Here is a 24,489-nt window from a genome sequence, read left to right on the forward strand (position 1 = left end):
CTCAGACGGCTGCGTCGGGATCTCCGCCCAGCGCGCGGATGGCTTCGTCGTAGACCGGCATGCGCGGCGCATGCACGGCCAGCTCCCGCCAGGCCGCCACCGCGGGGAGTGCTTCCACCCGCTGTGCATACGCCTCCAGCGACGGCGGTAGCGCGACGCCGTAGGTGCGGAAGCGGGTGATGACTGGGAAGTACATGCAGTCCGCGACGGTGAAGCGACCGAAGAGGAACGGACCCCCCGAGCGCGCGAGGGACTCCTCCCAGATCTCGCACACCCGCGCGATGTCGCGCTGAGCCTCGGGGGGCGGCACGAAGCCCGGCACCCGCGCGAACGGATGGCAGCTGAGGTGATTGCGCAGGTGTGGGAAGCCAGACGCCATCTCGGCGCTGACCGCGCGGGCGCGCGCCCGGACGAGCGAGTCGTCGGGCCACAGCCCCGCCTCGGGGAAGCGCTCCGCGACGAGCTCGCAGATGGCCAGGGCCTCGTGGATCGGCTCGCCGTCGACGCGTAGCACTGGGAACAGCCCGGTCACGCTCCCCAGCGCGCGGCGCGCGCCCAGGTCCACCTGCTGCGCGACCATCGCGCCCCCCACCACGGTCTGCTTCGCGAGGTTCAGGTCCACGGTGGTGGTGCGGAAGTCGGCGCCCGCGTGCGCGAGTGCGAGGAAGGGCCGCATGGACCAGGACGAATAGCGGAGCGTGATGACGAGGAGTTCGAGTTCCATGCCGGTGCTCCTAAGGCAACGCGCGCCGGACCGCTAGGGGGGAGCAGGGCGCGGCGGTTCGATCCCAGACGACGAGCGCGAGCGCGCGCCCTCAGCGGGCGACGTACTCGCTGGGGTTGGCGCCGAAGACCCGCGTGAACTCCCGTGAGAACTGCGAGAGGCTGGTGTAGCCCACGCCGTACGCCGCGCCGGACACGTTGCTGAGCCCGGCCGTGAGTTGACGGTGCGCCTCCTGCAGGCGCAGCCGCTTGATGTACTGGATGGGCGTGGCGCCGGTCACGGACTTGAACGCCTCGTAGAACACGGACTCGCTCATCCCCGCCAGGTGTGCCAGCTCCGGGACGGTCAAGGGGCGCGCGCAGTCGGCGTGGATGGTCTCGAGCACGCGCGCGATGGCGCTCTGCTGACCGTGACCCATCGCCGCCGCGCGCAGGAAACCGCCGCGTGGTCCCTCGAGCACGCGGTAGAGCAGCTCACGGCGATAGAGGGGCGCGAGGAACGCGATGTCATCCGGGTGATCGAGCAGGCCGACAAGGCGCGCGGCCACGTCGCGGATGGGGGCCGTGACGGGGCACGCCGCCAGGCCTCGCTCGGGTGGGCCTGCGGCGCTCGGCGGGAGCGCGTCGCCGGCTTGCGTCAGGACCTCGCGCACGGCCTCCAGCTCGAAGCTGACCGCCAGCGAGACGAAGGGGTGCGCACGGCTCGCGGTGAGGATGCGCGACCGCACGGGCAGCGGTACCGACGTGACCAGGTAGTTGTCCGGGTCGTACAGGAACGCATCGTCTCCCACGCGCGCCTCTTTGCTGCCCTGCGCGACGAGGAAGAGGCTGGGCTCGTACACGGCGCTGGCAGGCGGCGCGGTCGCCTCGCGGCGGTACACCGAGAGGAACGGGATGGCCGTTGGGTTCACCCCGTCCCGTGGCCCGAGGGCCAGACAGCGCGCCGCGAGCTCCCGCATCGGCTCAGTAGCGCCCGCCCGCGGCGGCACCCACGGGGAGGTTCTCGTCCAGCGCGGCCAGCTCCTCCGCGCTGAGGGTGATGGCGTTGGCGGCCTGGTTCTCGTCGAAGCGCGAGCGCTTCGTGGTGCCGGGGATGGTGACCAGGCGATCGTCGCGCTGCAGCAGCCACGCCAGCGCGAGCTGCGCGGGGGTCACGCCCTTGGCGGCCGCGATGGCACGCACGCTCTCGACCAGCGCCAGGTTGCGCGCGAAGTTCTCGCCCTGGAAGCGCGGGTTGTTGCGGCGGAAGTCGTCCTCGGCGAAGTCGTCGGGGGACGTGATGGTCCCCGTGAGGAAGCCACGCCCGAGTGGCGAGTACGCCACGAAGGTGATGCCCAGCTCGCGGCAGGTGCCCAGCAGCTCCGCCTCCGGCTCACGCGACCACAAGGAGTACTCGGTCTGCAGCGCGGTGATGGGGTGCACGGCGTGCGCGCGCCGCACCTGCTCGGGCGTGGCCTCGGACAGCCCCAGGAAGCGGACCTTGCCCGCGGTGACCAACTCGGCCATCGCGCCCACCGTCTCCTCGATGGGCGTGTTCGGGTCCACGCGGTGTTGGTAGTAGAGGTCGATGGTGTCGATGCCGAGGCGCTCGAGGGACGCGTCACAGCTCGCGCGCACGTACTCGGGGCGCCCGTCGACGCCGCGGAAGCCACGCTCCTCGCTGCGCAGCACGCCGAACTTGGTGGCGATGACGGCCTCGTCACGACGCCCGCGCAGGGCCGCGCCCACCAGCCGCTCGTTGGTCCACGGGCCGTACATGTCCGCGGTGTCGAAGAAGTTCACGCCCGTGTCGAGGGCGTGGTGCAGCAGCGCGGTGCTCGCGGCGTCGTCGGCGCTGCCATAGAACTCGGACATGCCCATGCAGCCGAGCCCGATGGGCGAGATCTGGATGTTGGTGGAACCGAGGGGGCGGCGAGGTGGGGTGGTCATGGGGCTCCTTGGAGGATGCATCATCCTGGTGGTTGGATTCACGCTTCGTCGGCGTGCTTCGTGGGCATGCGCCGAGAAGTGCCGGGAACGTCGGCAACGTAGCCTCAGCGTCGCGCGTGCGAAGCCACGATCCTCCGGACTGTTTGCACGATCCTCCGCGCGAGCGTGGCCCTCTGGGCGTGCCGTGCGGGCCACAGTGTGGTGCTGGCCTCACACGCCGCGTGGCGTCTCTGCGTCATCGGTGAGCCCCCGTCGTGCCGCCCGACCAGGCGCCGAAGACCCCGATGCGCAGCTGCCCACCCACGCGTTGCGGGGCGACGAGCAAGCGTGTCTCCATGACGAGGCCGACGTTCGCGTGCGGCAGGACATGCACCAAGAACCCCACGCCGGCTCGGCGCAGGCGCGCGGGGGTGGTGTACGGGACGTCCTCGTCGATGGTCTGACCCGACGCGCGTCCGAGACGCGTCTCTGTGAAGCTCAGCTGCGGCCCGAAGCGCACAAGACCAATGCGCGCCAGCATCCCCACGGCCGCGTCCACGCTCAGCGTCGGTCCTCGCAGACGAAAGGGACCAGGCCGCCACGTCGCAAAGCCGCTCAGCGGTTCGGTCAGCAACAGAGCCGACCTCCCGACCCCCACCCCGACCGACCACCGGACGCCGAACGCGCCGCGACCGAACACTGCCCACGCCGCCTGGACGGAGAGCTCGCGCACCGCGAGCTGGATGCGGTAGTCGGCGTCCGGCGCGGTGGCTCGTCGGACCAGGTTCGCGTTGAACGTCGGCAGCGCACCCAAGGTCAGCTCGTGTCGGGCGCGAACCGGCCTCGGACGCGACGGCCTCGCCTCGCTCGACCGCTCGTCCTGCTCGCCTTCCGCGAGCTCGGGCTCGGGTGGATCCGGCGGGTCGGGGAGCCCGAGCCACTGGGCGCCCGCGAGGGAGGGGGTGAGCAGCGTCAGCCCAAGCGCTACGACCATGCCGCTCTGCACCCGCCTCTCCCACCGTCTGTCCCGGCCTGCTCGCATCGCGCACCTCCTAGCCCGCTCTCAGCGCGCCGCAGCGAAGGAGAGCAACGTCCATGCCAGCGACGTCCACGCGCCACACGCGAGGAAGCCATCCTCGCCCAGCCGCACCGACGAGGCGCGGAAGGTGCGCACGACCACGATGTCCAGGCGCTCAGGGGAGGTCTGTGCGCGGCGACCGCCCCCGCCTCGCCGTGCGCGTTGGCGCCAGGTCGCGCTGGAGCCAGTCGACCAGGGCGCGGGTGCGCGGGGACAGCAGCCGCCGGTGGGGGAACACGAGGCTCACGGGGATGGGCGGTGGCGCGTAGCGCTCGAGCACCGGGACCAGCGCGCCCGCCGACACCAGGTCCTCGACCTGATACGACAAGACCTGACCGAACCCGAGGCCCGCCACCATCGCGCCGATGCAGGCCTGCGTGTCGTTGGTGGCGAAGGCGCCATGCACGGGCACGCCGAAGGGCTTCCCGTCGCGCACGAAGTGGAACTGGTCGACGCGCGCGTCGTCGCGCCGGAAGGGCACGGTGGGCAGCTCGGCCAGCGCCTCGGGACGCCGCGGACGTCCCTGGCGCGCCAGCAGCGCGGGGCTGCCCACCACCATGCGCCGGACGACGCCGACCTTGGTGGCCACCAGCGACGAGCTCCCGAGCGGGGCGATGCGCACCCCCACGTCGAACCCCTCCTCGACGAGGTGCACGACGCGGTCGAGCAGCACCAGCTCGACCTGCACGTCCGGGAAGCGCTCGAGGAAGCGACCCACGGAGGGGGCCACACGCAGCTGCCCATAGCGTACCGAGGCGGTGACGCGCACGAGCCCGCGTGGCGACGCGTCCTCCCCACGGAGCCCCGCCTCGGTCTCCGCGATGTCGCTCAACACCTGGCGGCAGCGCTCGAGGTATGCCGTGCCTTCGTGCGTGAGCGCCATGCTGCGGGTGGTGCGGTTCAAGAGGCGCACGCCGAGGTGCTCCTCCAGCAGCGCTAGCGAGCGCACGACGGCCGGTGGTGACTTGCCCAGCGTTCGGGCCGCCGCCGTGAGGCTGCCCTCGTCCACGATGGTGACGAAGACCTGCATGAGGGTGAGCTTGTCCATCGAGATTCGTCAGTATAGTGGATGAATCATGTCCGTCTCGGGCCATTTATCAGCGACGGCGTGCGCGCCATGCTGGGTCCATGACACACACGGCACTCACTCACGGCATCCATCACCTCGGCCTCACGGTCTCCCATCTGCAGCACGCCAAGGCCTTCTTCGTCGACGCGTTGGGCTTCCGCGTGGTCGGCGAGAAGCCGGACTACCCGGCGGTCTTCGTCAGCGACGGGCAGGTCATGATGACGCTCTGGCAGGTCCGGGAGCCCGACAAGGCGGCGCCCTTCGACCGCGAGCGAGTCGTCGGACTTCATCACGTGGCGCTGACGCTGGCCCCGGGCCTGACGCTCGAGGCGGCGTTCCAGAAGGTGCGGGAGGCGCCGGGCGTCACCGTCGAGTTCGGCCCGGAGCCGCTTGGCGGCGGCCCCGTGCGGCACTTCATGTGCATCGTGCCCGGGGGCGTACGGGTGGAGCTCCTCGCGGCTCCGTCTCCGGACGCTGCCCCGTGAGCCGCGCCCCACAGCACCGCGGTGCGCGCGGCGGAGCTCACGTCTCCGTGTTCCACCCGGGCGAGCTCGCGACCCAAGCGCGCGCGGGCGCGCCGGCCGCGGTGCAGGCCATGGGCCCGCGCATGATCCGTGACCACCTCGTGGAGCAGCACCGGGCGTTCTTCGCGCAGCTGCCGTTCGTGGTGGCGTGTGGGCGCGACGGCGAGGGGCGTCCTTGGGTGAGCCTCGTCGCGGGCACGCCGGGTTTCGCGCGGGCACCGTCGCCGGGCGAGCTGCGCGTCGATGCGCTGCCCAGCCAGGACGACCCGCTCGGCGAGGCTGTGCACACGGGTGCGCCGCTGGGACTGCTGGGCATCGAGCTTCCCACGCGACGCCGCAATCGCCTCAACGGGTATGTGCGCGGGCGCGACGCGCGTGGCTTCTCGGTGCAGGTGCAGCAGAGCTTCGGGAACTGCCCGCAGTACATCACGCCTCGCGCGGTCGAGTACGTGGGACCCATGGGTGCACCCTGCGCGCGGGCCGGCGGGACGAGTCGCGCCGCGAGGGCGGAGGACCGCACACCCCCGTCTCGGGCCGGGCAGCTCTCGCCCCAGCACGTTGCGCTGATCGAGCGCGCAGACACCTTCTTCATCGGGTCGGGCGCATACGATGGGTCCGGCGCCTACGACGACGCGGCGCACGGCGCCGGTGGTCTCGACGTGTCGCATCGCGGCGGCCCGCCCGGGTTCGTTCGCGTGGACGACGCGCGCCATCTCGTGTTCCCGGACTACGCGGGGAACAACCTCTACAACACGCTGGGCAACTTGGCGTCCGACGCGCGGGCGGGGCTGCTCTTCGTGGACTTCGCGGCGGGGGCGTGGCTGCACCTCACGGGGCGCGCGGAGGTCCTGTGGGACTCCCCACGCACGGCCGCCTTCCCTGGGGCGCGGCGGCTCGTGAGCTTCGAGGTCGACGCGTGCGTCTGGCGCTCCAGACGTGGGCCGCTGCGCTTCTCGTGAGCGGCCCGGGCGGGCGCGCGCGGGTGCTATCGTTCCCCCCATGCGCTGCCGCTTCTGCCACCACCCCATGGCCTACATCCACGGGCACGCTGCGTGCGTGACACAGGGTTGCCCGCTGCACGGCGTGAACCAGGCCGAGTGCTGCGACGGGGAGACGGTCATGAACTGCCCAGTCCCCACGTCGGACTTGGCGCGCGGTCCCGAGGCCGAGCGCGAGAGCTCCTCGTCCGACTGACCGAGGGTCGCGGTCCCGCGCGCGGCGGATGACGCCTCAGCGCTTGGCGCTGCGACGCTTCGCCGGACCCTTCCGTGGTCGCGGGGCGGCCTTGGCTTTCGCAGCGCGCTGGGCCGCGCCCACACCCAGGCGCGCCCAGGTCACCAGCAGGTCGCCGTCATCCAGCGCGGCGACCGGGGCCTTGCGGTAGCTCATGCTCATCGAGCCCCCGCCCTTCTTCTCGTACACGAAGCGCGGCAGCCCCTCGGCCTCGAAGCGCCCCTCGGTCTCGTCGTCCACCTTGAGGTAGAGCTCGTCGTCGGCCACCAGCGCGAACATCGTGCCGTCCAGGTAGAAGCCGTGCCCGCCGAACATGGCGCGGGCCACGACGGGGCCCAGGGGCTGGAGCAGGTCCACCCAGTGCGCCACGAGCTCGTTCTTGGAGGTGCTCATCGCTGTGCAGGGTAGCGCCGGCGGCGACCGAACAGAACCACCAGCGCGGCGCTCAGCGCAAGGAGGGCTGCGCGCGATGGCCCAGGCGGAGCGGCGCGGCAGCCTTCTCCGTTCGCCATGGGGTCCCCGTTGGGCGGGTCGGGATCTGGGTTCGCGTCACAGGCGCCTTGCTCCACGAGCGCCCACGTGACCGGCGTGGACATCACCCCGGCGACGTTCATCGCCACGACGGGCGCGCTCGCGGGGGGCGTGCGCGCATCGCCCGTGAACGTGGGCGCGCTGTGGTAGGCCGCGCGGGGGTCGAGGATGCCGAGCAGCTCGCCCGCGCCGTTCACCCAGCCGATGATGGTCCCAGGCTGCGTCAGCGTGAAGCGCACGGTCGTATCGAGCCGCCCCGAGGTGTCCGGGCGCTCGCAGCACGAGTCCCGCGGCTCGGTGCAGGCGGTGCAAGCGGCCTGTCCGAGCGCGACGGTCGGAGCGCTCGGCGGCGTCGTGTCGGGCATGTCCGCGTGGACGGCGTACGTGCCGAGCGGCTCGTCCGAGGCGAACGCGTCGGGGCCGTAGACCGTGACCTCGGTGGTCGACGACGTGTCGAAGCGCAGGAGGGCTGCGCCCGGCAAGATGGTCACGCTGACCGAGATGGGCTCACCCTCGGCGTCCTCCACGTGGAACGCGTCCACGCCGCCCGGCACCCCGACGTGGTAGTGGAGCGCCACGAGCACCTCCCCTGACGGCAACGACTCTCCGTCGTCGGGGGTGGCGTGCGAGAAGGGCGCAGCGAGACTGCACGCTCGCGCGGGGGTCGCCACCGCACAGCACGCGAGGGACAGCAGCCCTGCAGCCAGGCTCACCCCTGTCGAAAGCGGGGCGCGACCGACGCGCGCAAGCGCACGTGCCTCAATGGAGTCCTCCCAGAAGTCCTTCATGACCCTCGTTCTAGCGGCTGGAGGTCGTGGACGTCAATCTCGGGCCGTGCCATTCGTGTGGCAGGGGGCGCCTCAGGCATCGCCCACGCGCAAGCCCGCTGCGGCGATGGCGTCCAGCAGTGCGGCGTGCAGCGCGAGCGGGTCTTCGTTCAGCCCCTTCAGCTCGTCCGGCCCCAGCAGCGGGACGAACCCCTCGTCCGTGCGCGCCAGCACCATGGGGAAGCGACCGTCGATGGCGGCGGCCAGCGCGTCGCTCAGCTGGTTCCTGTAGACCTCCTCCACCGGCGTGAGCAGCTGCTTCTCACACTTGGCCCACTCGCCCTTCTTCGTGAGCCCGCCGTAGGTGATCTTGCAGAGCTCGCAGGGCTCGTCTCCGCGGATGGTGTCCGCCAGGTACGAGAGCCCGCCCTTGAGGGACCACGTGGCGTTGAAGGCCATCACGACGGCGCGCAGGGAGGAACCGGCCATGCCGCACTCTATCAGCCGTGCGCCGCGGGGGGTGGTGCGCCCCGGCAGGGTCCGTTCTAAATATGTGCTTGCAGTTATATAACGAATTCTGCATGTTATCGACATGCCCGCCCTGCAGTCGCTCGACATGACCTTCGCCGCGCTGTCCGACCCGACGCGCCGCGCCATCCTCGCGCGTCTGGCTCAGGGGGAGGCCACCGTCAACGAGCTCGCCGCGCCCTTCGCGGTGTCTCAACCCGCCATCTCGCGGCACATCAAGGTGCTCAGCGAGGCGGGGCTCATCACGCAGCGCGTCGAGGGCACCAAGCGACCGTGCCGGCTCGCGCCCACCGCGCTGACCGAGCTGGACGAGTACCTGAACATGCTGCGCCGCGCGCTCGAGGCGAACTACTCCCGGCTCGACGCCCTGCTCGCGGAGCAGACCGACGCGCACACCTCCGGGACCCCAGTGTCCGTGAACCCCAAGACCACGAAACCCAAGACCGCGAGCACCGCCGTCAAAAAGAGGAAGTGACCATGAGCAAGTTGCAGCTGAAGACCGAAGGAGACCTCCACGTGGTCGTCACGCGCCGCTTCGCCGCGCCGCCGTCGGCCGTGTACCGCGCGCACCTCGAGCCCGAGCTGATCCAGCAGTGGATGCTGGGGCCCGACGGATGGAGCATGCCGGTGTGCATCAACGAGGCGAAGGTGGGCGGCACCATCCGCTACGAGTGGGCCGACGGGAGCGGCCACGGCTTTCACCTGACGGGCGAGCTCCTGGAGCTGGACCCCCCGCGCCGCATCGTCCACGTGGAGCGCATGTTCTTGCCCGACCCCACCCCGGACAACCACGTCGAGACCGTGTTCGAGGCCGACGGTGACGGCACGCTCATGACCATGCGCATGACGCTGCCCGACGAGGCGACGCGCAAGGCCATGCTCGAGTCCGGCATGGAGCACGGCATGGAAGCGTCCTACGTGCGCCTCGAGCAGAGCCAGGGCTTTTGCGCGTGAGCACCGCCGGGTCACGGCCTCCCCGCGGTCGCACTCACGCTCCCAGCTCGCCCTCGATCAGCGCCACCAGCGACTCGCTCACCACGAACGTGGGGCGCTCGAGCGGCTCGCCTCGCGCACGGCGCACCATCGCGTGGAGGCGCAGCAGGTTGGCGAGCCAGTGCGCCTGATACGCGGGTGAGAGCCTCTGGAGAAATTCCAGGAGTCCATCCGGTGGCTGACGCCGCTCCAAGATGTCGGCGCTCCGCGTCAGCGTGTCCTCGATGGCGCGCTCCAGCACCGCCAGCACGGGTGGGTGCGCGTACGGCTCGCTGTCGAGGAAGAAGCCCAGCATCCCCGGCGCGTCGATCTCCACCAGCTCCTCCAGCGCCGCGCCCAACGCCGCCTCGCCGTCCGCTGTGCGTGTGGGCGACAAGCATTCGAGGAACGCACGCGCGAAGACCTCGGCGGTGCCGTTGCTGACCCACATGCGCTCCGCGCCCAAGGAGTAGCAGGAGCTCATGGCGCGCTCCGAGGGGGGACGCGCGTGGCGAGGTGCGCGGCGACGGCGGCGACGATGGCCGCGGGGTCACAGGCGTACAGGTCGGCCCCGCTGAACGGGTTGAGCTCGAGCACGTAGAGCTCACCGTCGGACTCGCACATGTCGAGCACGTAGACGGGCTCGGGCGGCGTGAGCGCTCGCGCGACCTCTGACGCGAACTGGAACGGTCGGCCATCGGGATCGTCCGGTAGGGCTCGGCGACCATCGCTCTCGTAGGCGCTCCCTGCGACGACCTCGCGGTCCACCACCACGTAGCGCCACTCGCGCGCAATGCTGCGCACCGGGGCGAGCACCACGGGCAGCGCAGGGTCGTCGTAGTAGAAGCCGAAGTCGAGCGCGCTCAGCGACATCTGCCCGGCGGGGACGACCCGTCCTGCAAAGGGCTTGAGCGGGCTGTCCGGTCGGACGAACACGTCTGGGAGCGACGCGGCTTCCGCGACCGCCTGCGCGACGGTCAGCAGCCGCGAGCCCTTCTGGAGCAACCAAGGCTCCGCGTGGGGGTACCACGCGCTGCAGTGGAAGGCGTCGACGGCGCAGAAGCTACCGGGCCGATAGGGCAGCTCGCGCGCGATGCGTGCCGCGTTCCCGAGGCTGCCGTGGAACACGGCGTGGCCTGCCGGACGCGGCCAGCGCCCCGTGTCCCAGAACGCGTCGTCCCACAGCGAGACCTCGTGCCCCGCCGCGCGCGCCGCGTCCGCCAGCGAGAAGCCGCTGCCGAACACGTCCGGCTCGAGCACCCAGTGCAGCGGGTCGTTGGGGTGGGATGTCGAGGGAGTGGTCACGGTGGCCTCGGTGCGGGTGGGAGATGCGCCCTCACCTGGGGCGGGCCGGCTTGCGCGTCAACGTCGTACCGCCCCCCGCGCGCTGGGCGACGCACATCTCACGCGCGCACGTGCGCAGCCAACGGCCGGGTTGGTCCGTAGGTGGCACATTCAGTTCGGACTCCCCGAACGTGCCGGCTCGCGCCAGCGCTCGCGCTCGCTGCCCAGGATGCTCAGCGGGTACACCGCGCCGCCCTCCAGCACGTAGCGCGCGATGGTCTCCACCTCGCCGCCACGCAGCGAGAGCCCGCCAATTTCTTCCAGCGCGAAGTAGCGCGCCTCCTCCGTGTGCTCGTCCGGCACGCTCTTGGGCGGCGTGTCGTCGCTGGGGTGGGCCGTGAAGATCACCCGCAGCCGCGCCGCCCCGGTGAGGGGCGTGTACTCCACCCGCACCACGCCATCCAACGTGACCGAGACACCCGCCTCCTCGAGCGTCTCGCGCACGGCCGCGTCGGTAAGGCTCTCGCCGGGTTCCACGCGGCCAGCAGGCATGTACCAGCCCCCGCCGTGCTCGCGCTCCCGCACCAGGAGCACGCGCCGTCCCAGGCGCACCACGACGAGGGCGAACGCGTGCAGGTCGAGGGGAGGGCGTGGCATGCCCCATGGTAGCGTGTTCACCCGCGTGACGGCTCGCGCGTCCTGTGGACGTCGGCCTCGTCGCCGTGCTAGCCGTCTTGAACCTTGGATGCCCCGCCGGGCAGAGGGAGAGCCACATGGGAATCAAATCGTTCAAGCTCATCCTGTTCGGGCTCGGCGTCGTCGTCTGGGCGGTGGTCCACGCGCTCCGCATTCGGGCTGCCAAGCAGCGGATGGCCCGCATCGCGGCCGGCAACCAGTGCTTGAACTGCGATGGCGTCGACGTCACGCGGCAGGCCGACGGCATGCGTTGCAACGCCTGCGGGTACGTCGCCAGCAACGCCCTGCTCGAGACCAACGTGTCCGAGCGTGACATCGCCGCCGTGACCACCCCCGGCGCTCCTTCGCGCCGCGACTGGTGATCGCCCTCGAATCGCGTTCATCCGCGCCAGTGCTACCGTCCGCCCCATGTTCGAGCGCTTCTCCATGGTCACAGGGACGACGCGTGCGCTGACGCACGGCGAGGCGCGGTTCACGCTCTGGTGCGACGCCGTGCCGGCGGGGCTGGTGGGGACTCACTTCGGCGTGGTGCACGCCGGCTCGGTGGTGCTCGCGGTGTCCACGGGGACCTTTCCGCTGCAGCCCGGCATGGTGTTCTGCACGGCGGGTGACTTGTCCGTGCGCGGCGAGGGCCAGGTGCTCGGCGTCACCCACCACGACGGCGGCCGCGGGTTCTTCCAGCTGGCCGGGCCCGCCGAGGAGCGTGGACGGCTGCGCTACATCGACGGCTGCACCGACTCGCTGCTGATCGCGCCACAGGTGCGCGGTGAGCCGTGCTTGAACCACCTGCACTTTCCGCCGGGCGTCGAGCAGACGTTCCACACGCACCCGTCGTTTCGCGCAGGGCTCGTGCTGCGTGGGCACGGGCACTGCGACGGAGACGGTGGTCGCGTGCCGCTCCTGGCGGGCGATGCGTTTCACATCCCGGCGGACGCCAGGCACCGCTTCGTCACCACCGACTCATCGATGGACGTCATCGCGTTCCACCCCGACAGCGACTTCGGCCCGACCCACGACGACCACCCCATGGTCAACCGCACGATGGTGGACGGCGTCTCTGCGCGGCACCTCACGAGCATCCGCACATGAAGTGCCCCTCGTGTCAGCGCACCCACAAGCGCCGCGACGGGCTGACCTGCGCGTGTGGCGCCGCCTTCGTGTTCGACCCCAAGGACAAATACAACTTCACGGACACACGCTTCGCGAAGGTGCTGCGGCGCGTCAGCGCGGGCTACACGCGGAGCTTCACGAAAGGGCAGCTGCGCACCGCGTTCGTCCTCGAGTATCAGCAGCGGGCGCTCGGGTCGCTGGGTGGCGCAGTCCTTTTCGCGGTCTTCATGGCGGGCATCATTGGAGTGCTGGGCGTGGGGGTGTTCCACACGTGGTGGGGCTTCGCCCTAGGCCCCGTGCTGACGCCGCCGATGCTCGTCGCGCACCGTCGGAGCGCCCGCCGCGTCATCCCGAGCCGGCACGAGGTCGAGTCGTGGATCACCCGCTGGACGCAGAACCGTGGCCCCATCAAAGGGCTCCTGCGCGAGCCGAGCCTGAGCGCGCCGACACCCTACCGGGACGCCAAGGACCTCTTCGACTACGGCGTCGCGCACCTGCTCGTGGTGGACAGCGACCTGTTGGTCGACTTCCTGGTGCTCAACGGATGGGCTGCGCAGCACCACTGTCTCGTCGTGTCCCACACGGGCTACCCCACGCACGCCGTGCCGCTCGCGCACCGCTTCCTGGGTGAGCAACCCGACCTCCCCGTGTGGCTGTACCACGGACCCACTCGTCACGCGTTCGAGGTCGAGCTGCGCGAAGCCGGCTGGCCGCTGGATGGGCACCCCGTGCGGGATCTGGGCCTCTTCGCAGCGCAGCTGAGCGAGACGCGCTTCATCGCGCGCCACTTCCCGGGTTTGGACCTGCGCACGTTCACCGCGGACATGCTGCCGCCTCCCGTGTTGCTCGGCGCGCTGGGGGCATGCCTCGCGGCGGGGGCAACGTTCGGGCCGCTGCTGGCTGCGAACCGCGCCTCTAACAAAGCTGGCGACAGCGACTCCGACTTCGGGTAGCCGCGTGTCTCTGCTGGCTGGGTACATGGGCGCGCCCGACCCGCGCGTGGACGCCGCATTGGTGAGCGCGCTGCGGCTTCGTCACCAGGGCGCCGTGCATCACGTCGACAATGCGCACGGACGCCTCTTCTGGGCGGCCGACGCGTTCACGCCCGACGAGGCCGCCCGCGGGCTCGCGCGGTGTGGCGCCGTCGCGCTGGGCATCGCCGGTGAGCGCATCCCGACGCCCGCCGAGCTGCTCGCCTCATACCTGACGGAAGGCGTGTCTGCGTTCGACGCGCTGACCGGCGCGTTCGTGCTCGCGGTGCTCGATGGACGCCAGCTGGTGCTGGCGCGCGACACGGCCGGGGAGCGCAGCCTCTACGTGACACGGCATGCATCGCGCCGCTGCTTTGCCATCGAGCCCAAGGCGCTCTGGGGGCTGCCGGGCTTCAGCCGCGAGATCGAGCCCAGCGCGGTGCCGCGCTACTTCACGTTCAGCTTCCAGCCCGGCCGCGAGACCATGCTGCGGGGCATCCACCAGGTGCCCGCCGCTGGTGTGTGGCGCTTCGGGCCGGACGGGGCCACCGCCGACGAGCCCCTCGAGTCCTTCAGCTACGCACACGCCGAGCGCGCCGCTGCCCCGCACGTACCCGAGCCTGTCTCGGACGACGCAGGGCGTGTCCAAGGCTTCGCGGGCACGCTCGCCGCCGCCGTGCGGGCTCGCGTTCAGGCCGCAGGGCGCCACGGGGTCGCTGCGACGTTGTCTGGCGGTCTCGACAGCAGCTTGGTCGCGGCGCTGCTCGTGCGCGACCGCGCGACACCGTTGCCTACGTACACGCTGCACTTCGGCGAGAAGCTCCCCAACGAGCTCGTGTTCGCGCGGCTCGTTGCCCGGCACCTTGGCACGGAGCATCACGAGGTCGCCCTCGAACCACGGCGCTTTGCGCGTGACCTCACCGAACTGGCCGCGCTGCTCGACGACCCCATCGGCGACCCCGTGACCCTCGGGAACTACGCCATGGCGCGCCAGATCGACCCCGCGCACCCCGTGGTGTTCAACGGCGAGGGGGGCGACCCGTGCTTCGGGGGGCCCAAGACCATCCCGATGATGATGCACCACTGGTACGGACCGGGTGCGGACACTTCGCCAGACCCCCTCCATCGCGAGCGCGCGTACCTCATGAGCTATCGCCGCGCCTACCACGAGCTCCCGCAGCTGTTGTGCGAGCCGTATCGCGGGCATGGCGCGCACCTCCCGGAGCTGCTCTCGCCCTACTTCGCGCGCCCGCACAGCGTGTTGCTGCGGATGCTGCTCGAGATCAACCAACGGCTGAAGGGCGCGCACCTGATCCTGCCCAAGGTCGAGCGTCTGCAGCGCAGCGCTGGCCTCTGGCCCATGAGCCCCCTCTTCGACCGCGCCATGATCGACGCCAGCATGACCCTGCCGGCGCGCTTGATCGTGGCGCGCGGGAGCGACAAGCGCGTGCTGCGCGAGGTAGCGGCCCCGCTGCTCCCCCCGGAGATCCTCGCGCGGCCCAAGAGCGGGATGCGCGTGCCGGTGAACTACTGGTTCCGCGGCGAGCTGCGCGGTCTGGCGAAGAAGCTGCTCGCGCCCAAGCGCGTCCGGCGCGCGGGCATCTTCGACGCCGAACGCGTGCAGGAGATCCTGCGCTACGACACCGAGCAGAGCGGCGCGCGCTACGGCCTCTGGCTGTGGATGCTGCTCACCTTCGAGATGTGGCGGGGTCTGGTGCTGGAGGGCGAGCAGGACTGGTAGCGCGTCCGGCGAGACAACGGGCGGACGCGCACCATCGGCTCTCGATCACGGTGGCAACGCGCACGCACGCGATGCGTCGTCCCCGCGTGCGTGCGTGCGTTCGTCACGCACGCCAGCACCAGCTCGGAACGGGGCGACCATCCGACGTGCGCTCCGTACGGCACGGAGCGACGAGCGAGCGTCAGCGGAAGCGCACCGCGCGGCTCGGCGCCGAGGCGCGGCCCCACTGGTCCACGAACGCCAGGCGCACGCGGTCCCCACGCTCGAACTCCCCGTTCTGCACGGCGGACCACGATGGACATGCGCCGCCTCCGAGGAGCATGTCGCGCAACGTCACCCGCCGGCCTTCCGGAGGGAGCGTGCTGTAGAGGGTGACGGCCTCGCCAGCCCACCCGACGACCGCGGCGACGTGGGGTGGGACCGCCGTGCGCAGCTGCGCGAGCTGCTGCTGGCGCTGCGTCCAGCGGCGACCATCGCGGCCCCCGGGGTGACGCGGGAAGGTGCGGGTGTAGGCCCGTTGGAGCGTCGGGGCTGGCGGGGGCGCGGGCATGGTGCTGTCCTCGACCGTCACGGTGAGGGGCAAGGCAGGCGGGCGCTCGGCGTTCGTGGCCCACCCCGGACCCCACGTGCCCTCGAGTTGCCACGTCCCTGGTGTGAGCGCTGGCTCCGGCACGTAGTGGACGAGCGTCCCCAGCAGCACGGTCTCACGGCGCAGGGAGACCACGCGGCCCTCGGATGTGAGCCGCAAGGTGGGCGGCGGCTCGTAGTCGTCCACGTCGGGTTCGTCGAGACCCGATCCGAGCACGAGTGGCCGTGGCGCCTCCACGACCAGCAGCGCACCATCGCGCGGGAGCGGCTGGTCCAGCGGCGTGAGCACCCGAGGCGCGGGCCTGCGGACCCGCGGGCAGGCGCTCGCTCGCGTCCGCTCGGAGGGGGTGACCGCCAGCACGAAGGCGACGAGCGCGAGCAGCGCTACCAGCACCGAGAGCGTTCGTCCCGTGCGCATCGAAGCACGCGCGACACGCGCCGACCACGCGGCTCCGCGTCTGTGTGGGTGACCCATGCGGTCAGGGTACCCGCCCGCCACGCGTCTGACACCCCTCGCAGACCATTCGCCCGGCGCACCTCGTTGCTCGGCGGAGCGAGTCCTGGATGCGCGCCGTGTGCCATGCTGCGTGCCATGTCCGGCTACCTCTTCGACACGAGCGAGCTCCCGGCCGGCCGCGGCCTGCGCGCGCAGCTGTTCCGCGATTCGCAGCCGCTGTCGTACCGCGCGTTCATCACCGGTCTGTGCGAGGATCCCGGGCTGCGTCGCATGCTGCGCGAGCACCTCGCCGCGGCGCCTTTCGAGGCCTTCCGCTGGGAGACCCCGTGCGTGTCCGCGTCGACGGCCTCACGGCCCTTCGAGTACGTGGTGCTGGACAGCCCGGGCCTCGCCGCGCGGCCCGAGCCCGACGTGTTCGCACAGCACTTCCCGCGCGCCGTTCGCGGGGTCGTGGCGTTCGAGAATCTGGGCGGTGACGCGCGCCTCGTCGTGCCCGCGCCCATGGCCGAGGCCAGCGCGTACAACCACCTCGCGCGCTTCGTGCGTCGCGCGCCCGTCGCGCAGCAGGACGCGCTCTTCCGGGTGGTGGGCGAGCAGATGAGAGACCGCATCGCGCGCAAGCCAGTCTGGCTGAGCACGGCGGGAGCGGGGGTCTACTGGCTGCACGTGCGCCTGGACGACCAACCAAAGTACTACGGGCACACCCCCTATCGCTCGGCCTGACTCATGCATAAAGTCCATCAAGGCGATCTTTTGCGAGCTAAGAAGCTGCGGATTGCAATGTATTGATTGTCATGGCAAGCATTAGGCTTGTCGAGCATCTGCCACATCGAAGCCTTCGTCGCGGGTCGTTGGCAGGTCGCAGCACGCCTCGAACGACGCGACGCCCAGCGGACGGGCCTCTGGGGGTGGCTCGAGTACGAGCCCCTCTACACCGATGAAGCGCTCGGTGCGCGAGATCTTCGCGCCGTCTCTGTGCGCTACCCCGTGAGCTACGGTCTCGAACGCTGCGGCTCACTGCCTGCGTTTGCGGCGGACCTCCTGCCGCAGGGGGAGGCGCGCAGACACGTGCTCGCACGACTGCGCCGCGACGGGGGCGAGACGAGCGACTGGGACGTCCTGCTGGCGGGGGCGCGCAACCCAGTGGGTAACTTGCGGGTCGCGGAGGCCGTGACGCCCGCCGAGGAGAGTCGCGATGGCGTGACCCTCGCCGAGATCGTCGAACGCGGCGACACCTTCCGCGCGTGGGCCGAGAGCCAGCAGCTCCCCATGACCGGCAGCAGCGACACGGGTGGGGCGTCCCCGAAGCTGCTGATGACCGAGGATGCCTCCGGGTGCCTCCACGCCGACGGTGCGCTGCCAGACGAACGCGCTTTCCGGCACCTGCTGATCAAGTTTCCCCGCGGGCGCACGCAACAAGACGCCGCCGTGCTTGCCAACGAGGCCCCATACCTCGAGGTCCTCCGAGCGCTCGGGCTTCGTTGTGGCGCCCCCCTCGTCCATCAGGCGGGAACCCTCGTGGTGCCCCGCTTCGACCGGCGGCGGGTGGACGGCGCCGTGGTGAGGCTCGGCATGGAGAGCGCGTACTCGTTGATGGGTGTCTCGGAAGCGGGTGCGCGTCTGTCGTTCGAAGCGCTCTTGGAGCAGTTGGCGCAACACGTCGACGATCCCGCGCGCGACGTCCTGGAGCTCATCCTGCGTGACGCCGCTGCGCTGGCGCTGGGCAACCCCGACAACCACGGTCGCAACACATCGCTGCTGAAGCACGCCGATGGCCGCGTGGAGCTGTCACCCGTCTATGACTTCGCGCCGATGTGCCTGGACCCCGACCTGATCGTGCGACAGACACGCTGGCGTTCCGAGCCCGGCGACGTCGACTGGGACGACGTGGTCCGCGCCGTGAGCGAGCGACTCCCGAGCTTGCTCCCGGTCGACGCGCTGGTGCCGGCGCTGCGCTCCTTTGGCGAGCGCCTCGGCGCGGCGAGCGAGATCATGCGCGACGTCGGCGTCGACCGGGACCTCGTCACTCGAGTCGAGCCGCGCATCAGAGCGACGAGCGCGGCCTTGTGCGCACTGAGGGCTGGGTAGACCCGTGGGGCGCATGAAGCAGCTGAGCCCCGAGGAGCGGCGCCTCGCGCGCCGGGCCCTCTACGACGCACTCGAGGCCGGAGAGCTGGAGCTGCCCGAGACCGTGCGACGCTTGCGGGAGGTAGCGGGCATGACCCAGGCGGAGTTCGGCGAGCGCATCGCCGGCGTGTCGCGCCTGACGGTCTCCCAGATCGAGCGTGGCGAAGGGAACCCCACCCTGGACACCCTCACCCGCATAGGGGCCGCGTTCGGCCTGACGCTGGGCTTCGTGCCCAAGCGGACCCCGCGCACCTGACGCACTCGACCGGGGTTCGCTCGATCTGTCCGTGCTCCTCCCAGCCACCCGACCTTGGACCGCGCCGGTCAGTACGCGCAGTGGACGACCTCGAAGGTCCCCGTCAGCGTGTACGTCTGCTCGTCGGCGCTCGTGTAGGAGTACGTGATCTGGCCCGCGATCGACTCGTCGGTCACGGACGTGATCACCAGCGTGCCCTGGTTCGACCCCGTGCTCTCGAACCCGCCGACGTTGCTGTAGAGCTGCACCTGGACGTTGCTGTACGTGCCGACGGCGAACTGCGGCGCGCGGATGGCGGCGTTCAGGCCGCTCGGCGGCGAGTTGGATTCCTCGGAGCCGCAGCCGAGGTTCCCCGTGCCCACCAAGATGACCGAGGCACCGTTGGACACCGTGGCGAAGCCGTTCACTGCGGTGAACGCCGAGCCCTCGTACGAACCCATGACGTTGCCGCTCAGGAGGGGCTCGGCGGAGACTCCGCCGCCGCACGCGGTGAGCATGCAGGCCAAGGTGAGCGTGAGGACGACCTTGGAGAGTGATGTGCGCATCGGACGACGGTACCAATCCTCCCCGCCGCGCAGAAGGTCCCAGGTGCGGGACCCTCGGCACCAGGCGTGTATACCGGGTGTATACGGAAGGAACCCCGCGCGGGCGGTGGCGTCCCTGGCGATGGGCTACCCTCGAGTGGTGAGCGACACCGCCCCGGAGGTCTTCCGGTACCTCGACTACCGCGCCTACCTGCGTGACTTCTACGAGCACAAGAAGGCGGGGCCGCGCTCGTTCTCGTACCGCGCGTTCTCACGCCGCGCGGGCCTCAAGTCGCCCAACTACCTGAAGCTGGTGATGGACGGGGACCGCAACCTGACGGCGGCCATGGCCGGCAACTTCGCCGACGGCTGCGGGCTCACGGGCGAGTCCAAGGCCTATTTCATCGATCTCGTGGCGTTCAACCAGGCCGGCACCGGGCCGGAGCGCACGGCGGCCTACGACCGGCTCAAGAGCCACCGCCGCTACCGCACCGTGCAGCGGCTCGAGCTCGCGCACGCGGCCTACCACGCGAGCTGGTACATCCCCGCCATCCGCGAGCTGGCCTGCCGTGCAGACTTCCGGGCGGAGGCGGCGTGGGTGGCCGCCCGCCTGCGCCCGCGGATCACACAGTCGCAAGCCGAGCGCGGCCTGCGTATACTGCGCGAGCTGTCCATGCTCATCCAGAACGACGAGGGCCGCTGGGTGCAGGCCGAGGCGCTGGTGTCCACCGGGCCCGAGACCTTCGGCGTCCACATCGGCAACTATCACCGCACGATGATGCGGCAGGCTGCGGCCGCCATCGACGAGTTCCCGCCCGCGCAGCGCGACATCAGCTCGCTCACGCTGTGCCTCGGCGACGACAAGCTGGCCGAGGTCAAGGCGCGCATCGTGCGCTTCCGGCGCGAGCTGCTCGAGCTGAGCGTCGAGGACGAGAGCCCGCGGCAGGTGGTGCAGGTCAACTTCCAGCTGTTCCCTCTCAGCGATGCCGTGCCCCTGCACGGTGGCGAAGCGGAGGAGCCCTGATGCAGTCGCCCCAGGCAGTACGGGAGGGCATTGGGCGCTCTCTCGCGGCGGTCCTCGCGCGCACCTCGCTTCGTTCCGCACCATGCTCGGCCTTGCCCGGTCGCACACTCGCGGTGGTCCTCGCGCTCGCTGGGCTTGTGGCGTGCGCCGGTACCGAGACAGGCAACCCTCCCGCGGCCGATGGCACCCGCGACGTGACGGTGCTCCCCACCGAGATGTGGCAGGGCCCGCCCTACTTCGACAGCGAGGCGTTCGCCGACGCGGAGCGCCTGGGCAACGCGCACATGGCGTTCGCGCGGGTCGAGCTGCTGCCCGAGGGCACCTGCGAGGCGCTCGAGAGCAACCCCGCCGCCGCCGTCCCGTCGGCCATCGTGCTGGACCTGAGCGAGGGCATGGGCTTCCAGCTGCCCGCTGGCGTCTTCTGCGGGCTGCGCCTCTTCCCGGCCATCGGGGCCGCCGACGACCCCACCGTGCCGCCGCTCCTCGTCGGGCACAGCCTGGTCTTCGAGCTGCGCGACCTGCAGGGCGCGTCCTACGTCCGGGTCCGCAGCCAGCGCACTGCGCCCATCGTCCTCTTTGCGGGCGGGAGCGCCGGCACCGTGTTCGAGATCCCAGACGGTGGGGCAGCCGCGCACCTCGCCGTGGACGCCGCCGCCGCGCTCATCGCCCTGCGCTTCTGGGAGACCCCGAACCGCCAGGCAGACGGTAGCTTCTTGTTCGAGGAGAACAACGCGGGGACGTTCCTGCGTGCCTTCGAGGCCGAGCCGGGCCTGCTGCGTCTGTTCCTCGACGACGTGGGGTCAGCCGTCAGCGACGCAGGCGCCCCGAGCGCGGACGCGGGGGTCGGCGCATCGTCCGACGGAGGCGTGGACGCCGGCACCGAACCACCCGATGGTGGCGTGGACACCGGGGTGGACTACGACGCGTACGAGCTGGCCCGTACCCGCTGAACCGCGCCTCGCGCCTCTCGGGCGTGACGCTCGTCCCTCGGCGCGCACTCGGGCGCAAACGCGGTCGGTTCGGGCCAAGCGACGCACGCCTCGCTGACGCGCGGAGTACGCCCGGCGAGGAGCGCGCTGGTTAGAGCTGAATGCGCGCCACGCTCACTTGGTCGCCGGCGTGCTCGAGGCGCACCACGTGCCGCGTGATGCGTTGCCGACGTGTCCCTACGTGCTGGGCGACGGTCAGCGTCACGTACGTGTCCGCCACCAGGCGGTTCCCGTTGTTGCCGTAGTAGTGCGCCTGCACGTGGTACTCGCCGTGCGGTGCGCGCTCCAGCTGGAAACGCTCGGGACCGAAGCCCTGCGTCACGTCGTCCAGCAGGTGGCCGCCCGCCGCCGTGTCGCGGTGGCCGTAGTAGCAGCGCTCGCCCGACGGGTCGGTCACCCACAGGTCGATGTCCGTGTTGTCGGTGTTCCAGGTCATGGTCACGCGCAGGTCGCCCTCGGGGACACGCAGCGACAGCGCTTGCTGCCGGTCGCGCAGCCAGCGGGCCAGCGGGCTCTCGGGCTGCGCTTGGATCAGCGCGTGGGCGAAGAGGGCGTACTCCTCCTGCACCACGGTCATCACGCCCCGGAAGCGGCCGTCCCACTGCCCGGCCAGCGCGGCCTCGAACAGCAGCGCCGTGATGCTGGGGCGGGACAACCACAGCGCACCCGCCAGGTCGCGGTAGCTCTGCGGCTCGTAGGGGCGCTGCTCGAGCACTCCGAACAGCAGCTCGGCCGCCTCGGCGTCCGCTCCCCAGCTGAGCAGTGTGTAGGCCAGCGAGCGCGCCACCTCGGCCGACGCGGGGGCGTTCTCGACGCCGCTCGAGAGCGCTCGGAGCGCCGCGCCCAGCTGCTCGTGCTCGAACCGGCGCTGGGCTTCGACGCGGAAGTGCTCCACCGACTCGGGGTCGTGCGACATGCCGTCGCGGTACGCGCGGCCCGCGTCGTCGCGCGTCAGCAGGGGCACGCTCACGCGGCCGCCCAGGAAGTCCCGCGGGCTCTGCGACACCATCGCGCTCAGCTGCTGCAGCACGCGCCCCTCGTCGAGCTCGTGCAGGCGGTGGTGGGCGCGCGCCACGTCGAGCACGCGCTCGAGACGCGCCCAGGCGGTGCGGGGCGCTGCCTGCCGGGTCCCCTCGCGCACCACCGCCGCCAGCTGCCCGAGGGCGCGCGCGAGGGGCTCGTCGCGCAGCGCGTACTGCTCGTACTCGGCGTCGGTCTCGAGCACCAGGAACGAGGCCACGCGCGACGGGACCTTGTAGCGCTGGCCGATCGCGACCGCGAGGCGCTCGTGTTCGTCGCCGGGGTTCGCGAGCAGGTGCGCCACCGCTACCTCGGCCCAAGCGCGCGACGCCAGCTCGCCCGTGGCCGCGAGCTCCACGTCGCGGGTCCAGGTCACGGGCTGCTGCCCCACGCGCCCCACCAGGCGCACCCGCGCGGGGCCCGCGCGCAGCAGGCGACCCACCACCAGCAGCTCGGTCCCCACCGCGAAGCTCGACGCGCCGCCCGCGACCAGCACGTCGCTCACCTGCGCGCCGCCATTTCCCCGGCCCTCCACCAGCACCTGCTCCACCTGCAGGCTGGGCCGCTGGTGCGCCACGGCGCAGGCCGGGACGCTCGTCACGGACAGGCAGTTGAACACGCCCGCCGTCGCCACGCGGCGCAGGAGGTCCGTGTTCTCCGCACCGAGGCCGGTGCGGTACGCGAACACGCGCGTGCTGGCCCAGGCCCCGCCGCGTCCGCGGAGCAGCGTCGGGATGTCGCGCTCACCCCACGTGATCTGCCCGTCGCTCAGCAGGAACACGTCCGCCTGGCGCTGGCCCACGTCCGCCATGGGCGGGGCGTACAGCGCGTCCAGCGCCGCGCCGAGGTCCGTCGCGCCCTCGAGCAGCACCTGCTCCAAGCGCCCCAGCAACTGTGTGCGTCCGGCTGCGTCGTTGGTGAGCCAGCTCTGTGACAGCCAGCGCGCACCGGCGTCGAACGTCACCACGTTGAAGCGCTCGATGGCGCTGCTGCGCTCGAGGATCTCGCGCAGCAGCGCGACGTCGATCGCGAAGCGCTCGGGGTGCTCGGAGAGCGAGGTGTCCAGTAGGAACACCGCGCTCGAAGCACCCGCGCTCGCGCCCTGTCCCGCGAGGGTCTCGTCGCCCACCAGCCGCAGCGCGACGTGCCGCTCGTTGGCCCCTGGGTCGCCTCCCGCCACGGCTTCGACGCCGGCCGCGGCCGGCCGCACCGGCAGACGGAACGAGGCGCGTCCCGCCTGGGTGTTGCCCGTCACGCGCAGCCCGTAGCCATGGAAGCCCGCGCGCGTGAGCGCCTGTCCGCGGTAGTCGCCCGTGTAGCGCAGGCCTCCGACCGTCGCGGCGTTCGCGAACAGCGCGAAGTCCAAGGAGGAGAGCGCGCCCTCCGGCACCGGGAAGCTGTACTCCAGCTCTTCCCCGACGCGCGGCAGCGTCTGTTCGTAGCTGACGATGACGCGGTGGTAGCCGTGCGCCTGGATCGGGAAGACGCGCGCCTCGAAGGTGTTCGGCGCCACCTCCTCCACGAGCGCCGGGTCCACGCGCCTGCGGGTCACGTTCTCGTACACCTCGCGACCGTGCTCGGCGCGCACCAGACGCCCGACGCGCAGCTCGCCCCACGCACCGGGGTCGACGCCGTCGATCACGGCTTGCACGCTGCCCCCTTGCATCGCCTCCTCGCGGCGCCGCAGGGCCTCCTCGCCGTTGGCGGGCCCGAAGAACTCCGGCTGCTGCGTGCCCTGACCGAGGTACATGGCGTAGCTGGAGACGCTCGCCTCGGGGGGCAGCGCGTAGCGGAACGTGCCCTCCAGCGTGCGCTCGTGAGGGTTGTAGAAGACGTGGTCCACCACCGTCCGTGCGCGGAAGCCCTCGACGTGGACGCGCACGCGCACGTCGCGCAGCTCCAACGTCTGCCCGCCGCCCAGCGCCACCGTCGCGAACCGCGCGGCGTTGCTGGTGCGCCTCCAGGTCTGGGGGCCACCGACTTCTCCGCCGCGCTCGCCCTCACGTCCAGTCGACCCCGCCGCCAGGGATGGGGCGGACGGGGCTGCGCGCTCTTCATAGACCGCGTCCATCTCGGTGGCGTACTCCCCAGAGGCTGACTCGGGGTAGGGCATGCCGTCCGCTTCCATGCCGGCGAGCTCCGCCTCCTGGGGTGGCGCACCCTCGGACGTCCGGACCACGTGGGACTGCTGGTGGGCGCTCGTGCCACAGGCGGCGAGCAACAAGAAGAGAGTGGGTAGACGCAGGCGCTTCACGGGACCTCCGCCACGTCAACGCCGGAACCCACGCGGCACTTACACCGCCATCCGAAAAGAGAAGGCCCCGCCTCGGACGAACCGAGCGCGGGGCCTGACGCGTTCCGTGTGGGTG

General features: G+C 71.3%; 28 protein-coding genes. 14 read left to right on the forward strand and 14 right to left on the reverse strand.

Going from position 1 to position 24,489, the window contains the following annotated elements; genetic code table 11:
- Nucleotide 1: 1 nt before the first annotated feature.
- The 5 genes from H6726_20370 to H6726_20390 all read right to left on the reverse strand — a co-directional run bounded on the left by H6726_20370 (nucleotide 2) and on the right by H6726_20390 (nucleotide 4,757).
- On the reverse strand, nucleotides 2-724 hold the full coding sequence (locus H6726_20370; GenBank protein ID MCB9660016.1) for a glutathione S-transferase: 723 nt from the start codon (nucleotides 722-724) through the stop codon (nucleotides 2-4).
- Nucleotides 725-815: 91 nt separating this feature from the next.
- Nucleotides 816-1,682 (reverse strand): AraC family transcriptional regulator, encoded by an 867-nt coding sequence (locus tag H6726_20375; GenBank protein MCB9660017.1) that lies wholly within the window; start codon nucleotides 1,680-1,682, stop codon nucleotides 816-818.
- Nucleotides 1,683-1,686: 4 nt separating this feature from the next.
- Nucleotides 1,687-2,652: an aldo/keto reductase gene (locus H6726_20380; protein ID MCB9660018.1), complete on the reverse strand. Its 966-nt coding sequence runs from the start codon at nucleotides 2,650-2,652 to the stop codon at nucleotides 1,687-1,689.
- Nucleotides 2,653-2,887: 235 nt separating this feature from the next.
- Nucleotides 2,888-3,625, reverse strand: a complete 738-nt coding sequence (locus H6726_20385) for a hypothetical protein (GenBank protein ID MCB9660019.1) — start codon at nucleotides 3,623-3,625, stop codon at nucleotides 2,888-2,890.
- A 199-nt stretch (nucleotides 3,626-3,824) separates the two neighbouring features.
- The gene (locus tag H6726_20390) at nucleotides 3,825-4,757 is read right to left on the reverse strand and encodes a LysR family transcriptional regulator (protein MCB9660020.1); all 933 of its coding nucleotides are present in this window, start codon (nucleotides 4,755-4,757) and stop codon (nucleotides 3,825-3,827) included.
- Nucleotides 4,758-4,837: 80 nt separating this feature from the next.
- Between H6726_20390 and H6726_20395 the strand changes: the two genes are divergently transcribed.
- From H6726_20395 to H6726_20405, 3 genes are all read left to right on the forward strand, one after another.
- Nucleotides 4,838-5,263, forward strand: a complete 426-nt coding sequence (locus H6726_20395) for a VOC family protein (protein MCB9660021.1) — start codon at nucleotides 4,838-4,840, stop codon at nucleotides 5,261-5,263.
- Between the two features lie 110 nt (nucleotides 5,264-5,373).
- On the forward strand, nucleotides 5,374-6,261 hold the full coding sequence (locus H6726_20400) for a pyridoxamine 5'-phosphate oxidase family protein (protein ID MCB9660022.1): 888 nt from the start codon (nucleotides 5,374-5,376) through the stop codon (nucleotides 6,259-6,261).
- A 40-nt stretch (nucleotides 6,262-6,301) separates the two neighbouring features.
- Complete coding sequence (locus H6726_20405) at nucleotides 6,302-6,496, forward strand: hypothetical protein (GenBank protein ID MCB9660023.1); 195 nt, start codon at nucleotides 6,302-6,304, stop codon at nucleotides 6,494-6,496.
- A gap of 36 nt (nucleotides 6,497-6,532) precedes the next feature.
- Here the strand turns inward: H6726_20405 and H6726_20410 are convergent, their stop codons facing one another.
- The 3 genes from H6726_20410 to H6726_20420 form a co-directional block, all read right to left on the reverse strand.
- A complete protein-coding gene (locus H6726_20410; GenBank protein MCB9660024.1) occupies nucleotides 6,533-6,928 on the reverse strand; it encodes a TfoX/Sxy family protein in 396 nt (131 codons plus the stop codon).
- Nucleotides 6,925-7,854: a hypothetical protein gene (locus H6726_20415; GenBank protein MCB9660025.1), complete on the reverse strand. Its 930-nt coding sequence runs from the start codon at nucleotides 7,852-7,854 to the stop codon at nucleotides 6,925-6,927. The genes H6726_20410 and H6726_20415 overlap by 4 nt, the downstream gene beginning before the upstream one ends.
- Before the next feature lie 72 nt (nucleotides 7,855-7,926).
- The gene (locus H6726_20420; protein MCB9660026.1) at nucleotides 7,927-8,322 is read right to left on the reverse strand and encodes a hypothetical protein; all 396 of its coding nucleotides are present in this window, start codon (nucleotides 8,320-8,322) and stop codon (nucleotides 7,927-7,929) included.
- Nucleotides 8,323-8,425: 103 nt separating this feature from the next.
- Here H6726_20420 and H6726_20425 point away from each other — a divergent pair, with 103 nt between their 5' ends.
- On the forward strand, nucleotides 8,426-8,836 hold the full coding sequence (locus H6726_20425) for a winged helix-turn-helix transcriptional regulator (GenBank protein ID MCB9660027.1): 411 nt from the start codon (nucleotides 8,426-8,428) through the stop codon (nucleotides 8,834-8,836).
- Nucleotides 8,837-8,838: 2 nt separating this feature from the next.
- Nucleotides 8,839-9,315, forward strand: a complete 477-nt coding sequence (locus H6726_20430) for an SRPBCC domain-containing protein (GenBank protein MCB9660028.1) — start codon at nucleotides 8,839-8,841, stop codon at nucleotides 9,313-9,315.
- Between the two features lie 34 nt (nucleotides 9,316-9,349).
- Here H6726_20430 and H6726_20435 read toward each other — a convergent pair whose 3' ends face one another.
- From H6726_20435 to H6726_20445, 3 genes are all read right to left on the reverse strand, one after another.
- Nucleotides 9,350-9,817 (reverse strand): hypothetical protein, encoded by a 468-nt coding sequence (locus H6726_20435; protein ID MCB9660029.1) that lies wholly within the window; start codon nucleotides 9,815-9,817, stop codon nucleotides 9,350-9,352.
- Nucleotides 9,814-10,602: an ATP-grasp domain-containing protein gene (locus H6726_20440; protein ID MCB9660030.1), complete on the reverse strand. Its 789-nt coding sequence runs from the start codon at nucleotides 10,600-10,602 to the stop codon at nucleotides 9,814-9,816. The genes H6726_20435 and H6726_20440 overlap by 4 nt, the downstream gene beginning before the upstream one ends.
- A gap of 186 nt (nucleotides 10,603-10,788) precedes the next feature.
- Complete coding sequence (locus tag H6726_20445; protein MCB9660031.1) at nucleotides 10,789-11,274, reverse strand: NUDIX hydrolase; 486 nt, start codon at nucleotides 11,272-11,274, stop codon at nucleotides 10,789-10,791.
- A gap of 116 nt (nucleotides 11,275-11,390) precedes the next feature.
- On the opposite strand from H6726_20445, the gene H6726_20450 reads away from it, so the two are divergent.
- The 4 genes from H6726_20450 (at nucleotide 11,391) to H6726_20465 (ending at nucleotide 15,135) form a co-directional block, all read left to right on the forward strand.
- On the forward strand, nucleotides 11,391-11,675 hold the full coding sequence (locus tag H6726_20450) for a hypothetical protein (GenBank protein MCB9660032.1): 285 nt from the start codon (nucleotides 11,391-11,393) through the stop codon (nucleotides 11,673-11,675).
- A gap of 64 nt (nucleotides 11,676-11,739) precedes the next feature.
- Nucleotides 11,740-12,402 (forward strand): cupin domain-containing protein, encoded by a 663-nt coding sequence (locus tag H6726_20455; protein ID MCB9660033.1) that lies wholly within the window; start codon nucleotides 11,740-11,742, stop codon nucleotides 12,400-12,402.
- Nucleotides 12,399-13,376, forward strand: a complete 978-nt coding sequence (locus H6726_20460; protein ID MCB9660034.1) for a hypothetical protein — start codon at nucleotides 12,399-12,401, stop codon at nucleotides 13,374-13,376. The genes H6726_20455 and H6726_20460 overlap by 4 nt, the downstream gene beginning before the upstream one ends.
- 4 nt (nucleotides 13,377-13,380) lie before the next feature.
- On the forward strand, nucleotides 13,381-15,135 hold the full coding sequence (locus H6726_20465; protein ID MCB9660035.1) for an asparagine synthase: 1,755 nt from the start codon (nucleotides 13,381-13,383) through the stop codon (nucleotides 15,133-15,135).
- A gap of 181 nt (nucleotides 15,136-15,316) precedes the next feature.
- On the opposite strand, the gene H6726_20470 is transcribed toward H6726_20465, so the two are convergent.
- Complete coding sequence (locus H6726_20470; protein ID MCB9660036.1) at nucleotides 15,317-16,141, reverse strand: hypothetical protein; 825 nt, start codon at nucleotides 16,139-16,141, stop codon at nucleotides 15,317-15,319.
- A gap of 174 nt (nucleotides 16,142-16,315) precedes the next feature.
- Here H6726_20470 and H6726_20475 point away from each other — a divergent pair, with 174 nt between their 5' ends.
- From H6726_20475 to H6726_20485, 3 genes are all read left to right on the forward strand, one after another.
- A complete protein-coding gene (locus H6726_20475) occupies nucleotides 16,316-16,903 on the forward strand; it encodes a hypothetical protein (protein ID MCB9660037.1) in 588 nt (195 codons plus the stop codon).
- A gap of 87 nt (nucleotides 16,904-16,990) precedes the next feature.
- Nucleotides 16,991-18,268: a HipA domain-containing protein gene (locus H6726_20480; protein ID MCB9660038.1), complete on the forward strand. Its 1,278-nt coding sequence runs from the start codon at nucleotides 16,991-16,993 to the stop codon at nucleotides 18,266-18,268.
- Between the two features lie 13 nt (nucleotides 18,269-18,281).
- Nucleotides 18,282-18,563 carry a helix-turn-helix transcriptional regulator gene (locus tag H6726_20485; GenBank protein MCB9660039.1) on the forward strand — a complete coding sequence of 94 codons (282 nt, stop codon included), beginning with the start codon at nucleotides 18,282-18,284 and terminating at the stop codon, nucleotides 18,561-18,563.
- Between the two features lie 68 nt (nucleotides 18,564-18,631).
- Here the strand turns inward: H6726_20485 and H6726_20490 are convergent, their stop codons facing one another.
- Nucleotides 18,632-19,108 (reverse strand): hypothetical protein, encoded by a 477-nt coding sequence (locus H6726_20490; protein ID MCB9660040.1) that lies wholly within the window; start codon nucleotides 19,106-19,108, stop codon nucleotides 18,632-18,634.
- Between the two features lie 139 nt (nucleotides 19,109-19,247).
- On the opposite strand from H6726_20490, the gene H6726_20495 reads away from it, so the two are divergent.
- Nucleotides 19,248-20,111, forward strand: coding sequence for a TIGR02147 family protein (locus tag H6726_20495; protein MCB9660041.1), 864 nt, complete (start codon nucleotides 19,248-19,250; stop codon nucleotides 20,109-20,111).
- A gap of 92 nt (nucleotides 20,112-20,203) precedes the next feature.
- Complete coding sequence (locus H6726_20500; GenBank protein ID MCB9660042.1) at nucleotides 20,204-21,061, forward strand: hypothetical protein; 858 nt, start codon at nucleotides 20,204-20,206, stop codon at nucleotides 21,059-21,061.
- Between the two features lie 130 nt (nucleotides 21,062-21,191).
- Here H6726_20500 and H6726_20505 read toward each other — a convergent pair whose 3' ends face one another.
- Nucleotides 21,192-24,374 carry a VWA domain-containing protein gene (locus H6726_20505; protein ID MCB9660043.1) on the reverse strand — a complete coding sequence of 1,061 codons (3,183 nt, stop codon included), beginning with the start codon at nucleotides 24,372-24,374 and terminating at the stop codon, nucleotides 21,192-21,194.
- Between the last annotated feature and the right edge of the window lie 115 nt (nucleotides 24,375-24,489).

It is taken from the genome of Sandaracinaceae bacterium, assembly GCA_020633055.1.
GTDB lineage: Bacteria > Myxococcota_A > Polyangia > Polyangiales > Houyiibacteriaceae > JADJJE01.

Coding starts and splice junctions, on each gene's coding strand:
- H6726_20450 (MCB9660032.1), top strand. CDS start 11,391: ATGGGAATCAAATCGTTCAAGCTCATCCTGTTCGGGCTCGGCGTCGTC.
- H6726_20485 (MCB9660039.1), top strand. CDS start 18,282: ATGAAGCAGCTGAGCCCCGAGGAGCGGCGCCTCGCGCGCCGGGCCCTC.
- H6726_20410 (MCB9660024.1), bottom strand. CDS start 6,928: ATGAGCACCTCCAAGAACGAGCTCGTGGCGCACTGGGTGGACCTGCTC.
- H6726_20390 (MCB9660020.1), bottom strand. CDS start 4,757: ATGGACAAGCTCACCCTCATGCAGGTCTTCGTCACCATCGTGGACGAG.
- H6726_20405 (MCB9660023.1), top strand. CDS start 6,302: ATGCGCTGCCGCTTCTGCCACCACCCCATGGCCTACATCCACGGGCAC.
- H6726_20385 (MCB9660019.1), bottom strand. CDS start 3,625: ATGGTCGTAGCGCTTGGGCTGACGCTGCTCACCCCCTCCCTCGCGGGC.
- H6726_20420 (MCB9660026.1), bottom strand. CDS start 8,322: ATGGCCGGTTCCTCCCTGCGCGCCGTCGTGATGGCCTTCAACGCCACG.
- H6726_20415 (MCB9660025.1), bottom strand. CDS start 7,854: ATGAAGGACTTCTGGGAGGACTCCATTGAGGCACGTGCGCTTGCGCGC.
- H6726_20490 (MCB9660040.1), bottom strand. CDS start 19,108: ATGCGCACATCACTCTCCAAGGTCGTCCTCACGCTCACCTTGGCCTGC.
- H6726_20470 (MCB9660036.1), bottom strand. CDS start 16,141: ATGCGCACGGGACGAACGCTCTCGGTGCTGGTAGCGCTGCTCGCGCTC.
- H6726_20400 (MCB9660022.1), top strand. CDS start 5,374: ATGGGCCCGCGCATGATCCGTGACCACCTCGTGGAGCAGCACCGGGCG.
- H6726_20455 (MCB9660033.1), top strand. CDS start 11,740: ATGGTCACAGGGACGACGCGTGCGCTGACGCACGGCGAGGCGCGGTTC.
- H6726_20375 (MCB9660017.1), bottom strand. CDS start 1,682: ATGCGGGAGCTCGCGGCGCGCTGTCTGGCCCTCGGGCCACGGGACGGG.
- H6726_20425 (MCB9660027.1), top strand. CDS start 8,426: ATGCCCGCCCTGCAGTCGCTCGACATGACCTTCGCCGCGCTGTCCGAC.
- H6726_20370 (MCB9660016.1), bottom strand. CDS start 724: ATGGAACTCGAACTCCTCGTCATCACGCTCCGCTATTCGTCCTGGTCC.
- H6726_20475 (MCB9660037.1), top strand. CDS start 16,316: ATGTCCGGCTACCTCTTCGACACGAGCGAGCTCCCGGCCGGCCGCGGC.
- H6726_20380 (MCB9660018.1), bottom strand. CDS start 2,652: ATGACCACCCCACCTCGCCGCCCCCTCGGTTCCACCAACATCCAGATC.
- H6726_20395 (MCB9660021.1), top strand. CDS start 4,838: ATGACACACACGGCACTCACTCACGGCATCCATCACCTCGGCCTCACG.
- H6726_20430 (MCB9660028.1), top strand. CDS start 8,839: ATGAGCAAGTTGCAGCTGAAGACCGAAGGAGACCTCCACGTGGTCGTC.
- H6726_20460 (MCB9660034.1), top strand. CDS start 12,399: ATGAAGTGCCCCTCGTGTCAGCGCACCCACAAGCGCCGCGACGGGCTG.
- H6726_20445 (MCB9660031.1), bottom strand. CDS start 11,274: ATGCCACGCCCTCCCCTCGACCTGCACGCGTTCGCCCTCGTCGTGGTG.
- H6726_20435 (MCB9660029.1), bottom strand. CDS start 9,817: ATGAGCTCCTGCTACTCCTTGGGCGCGGAGCGCATGTGGGTCAGCAAC.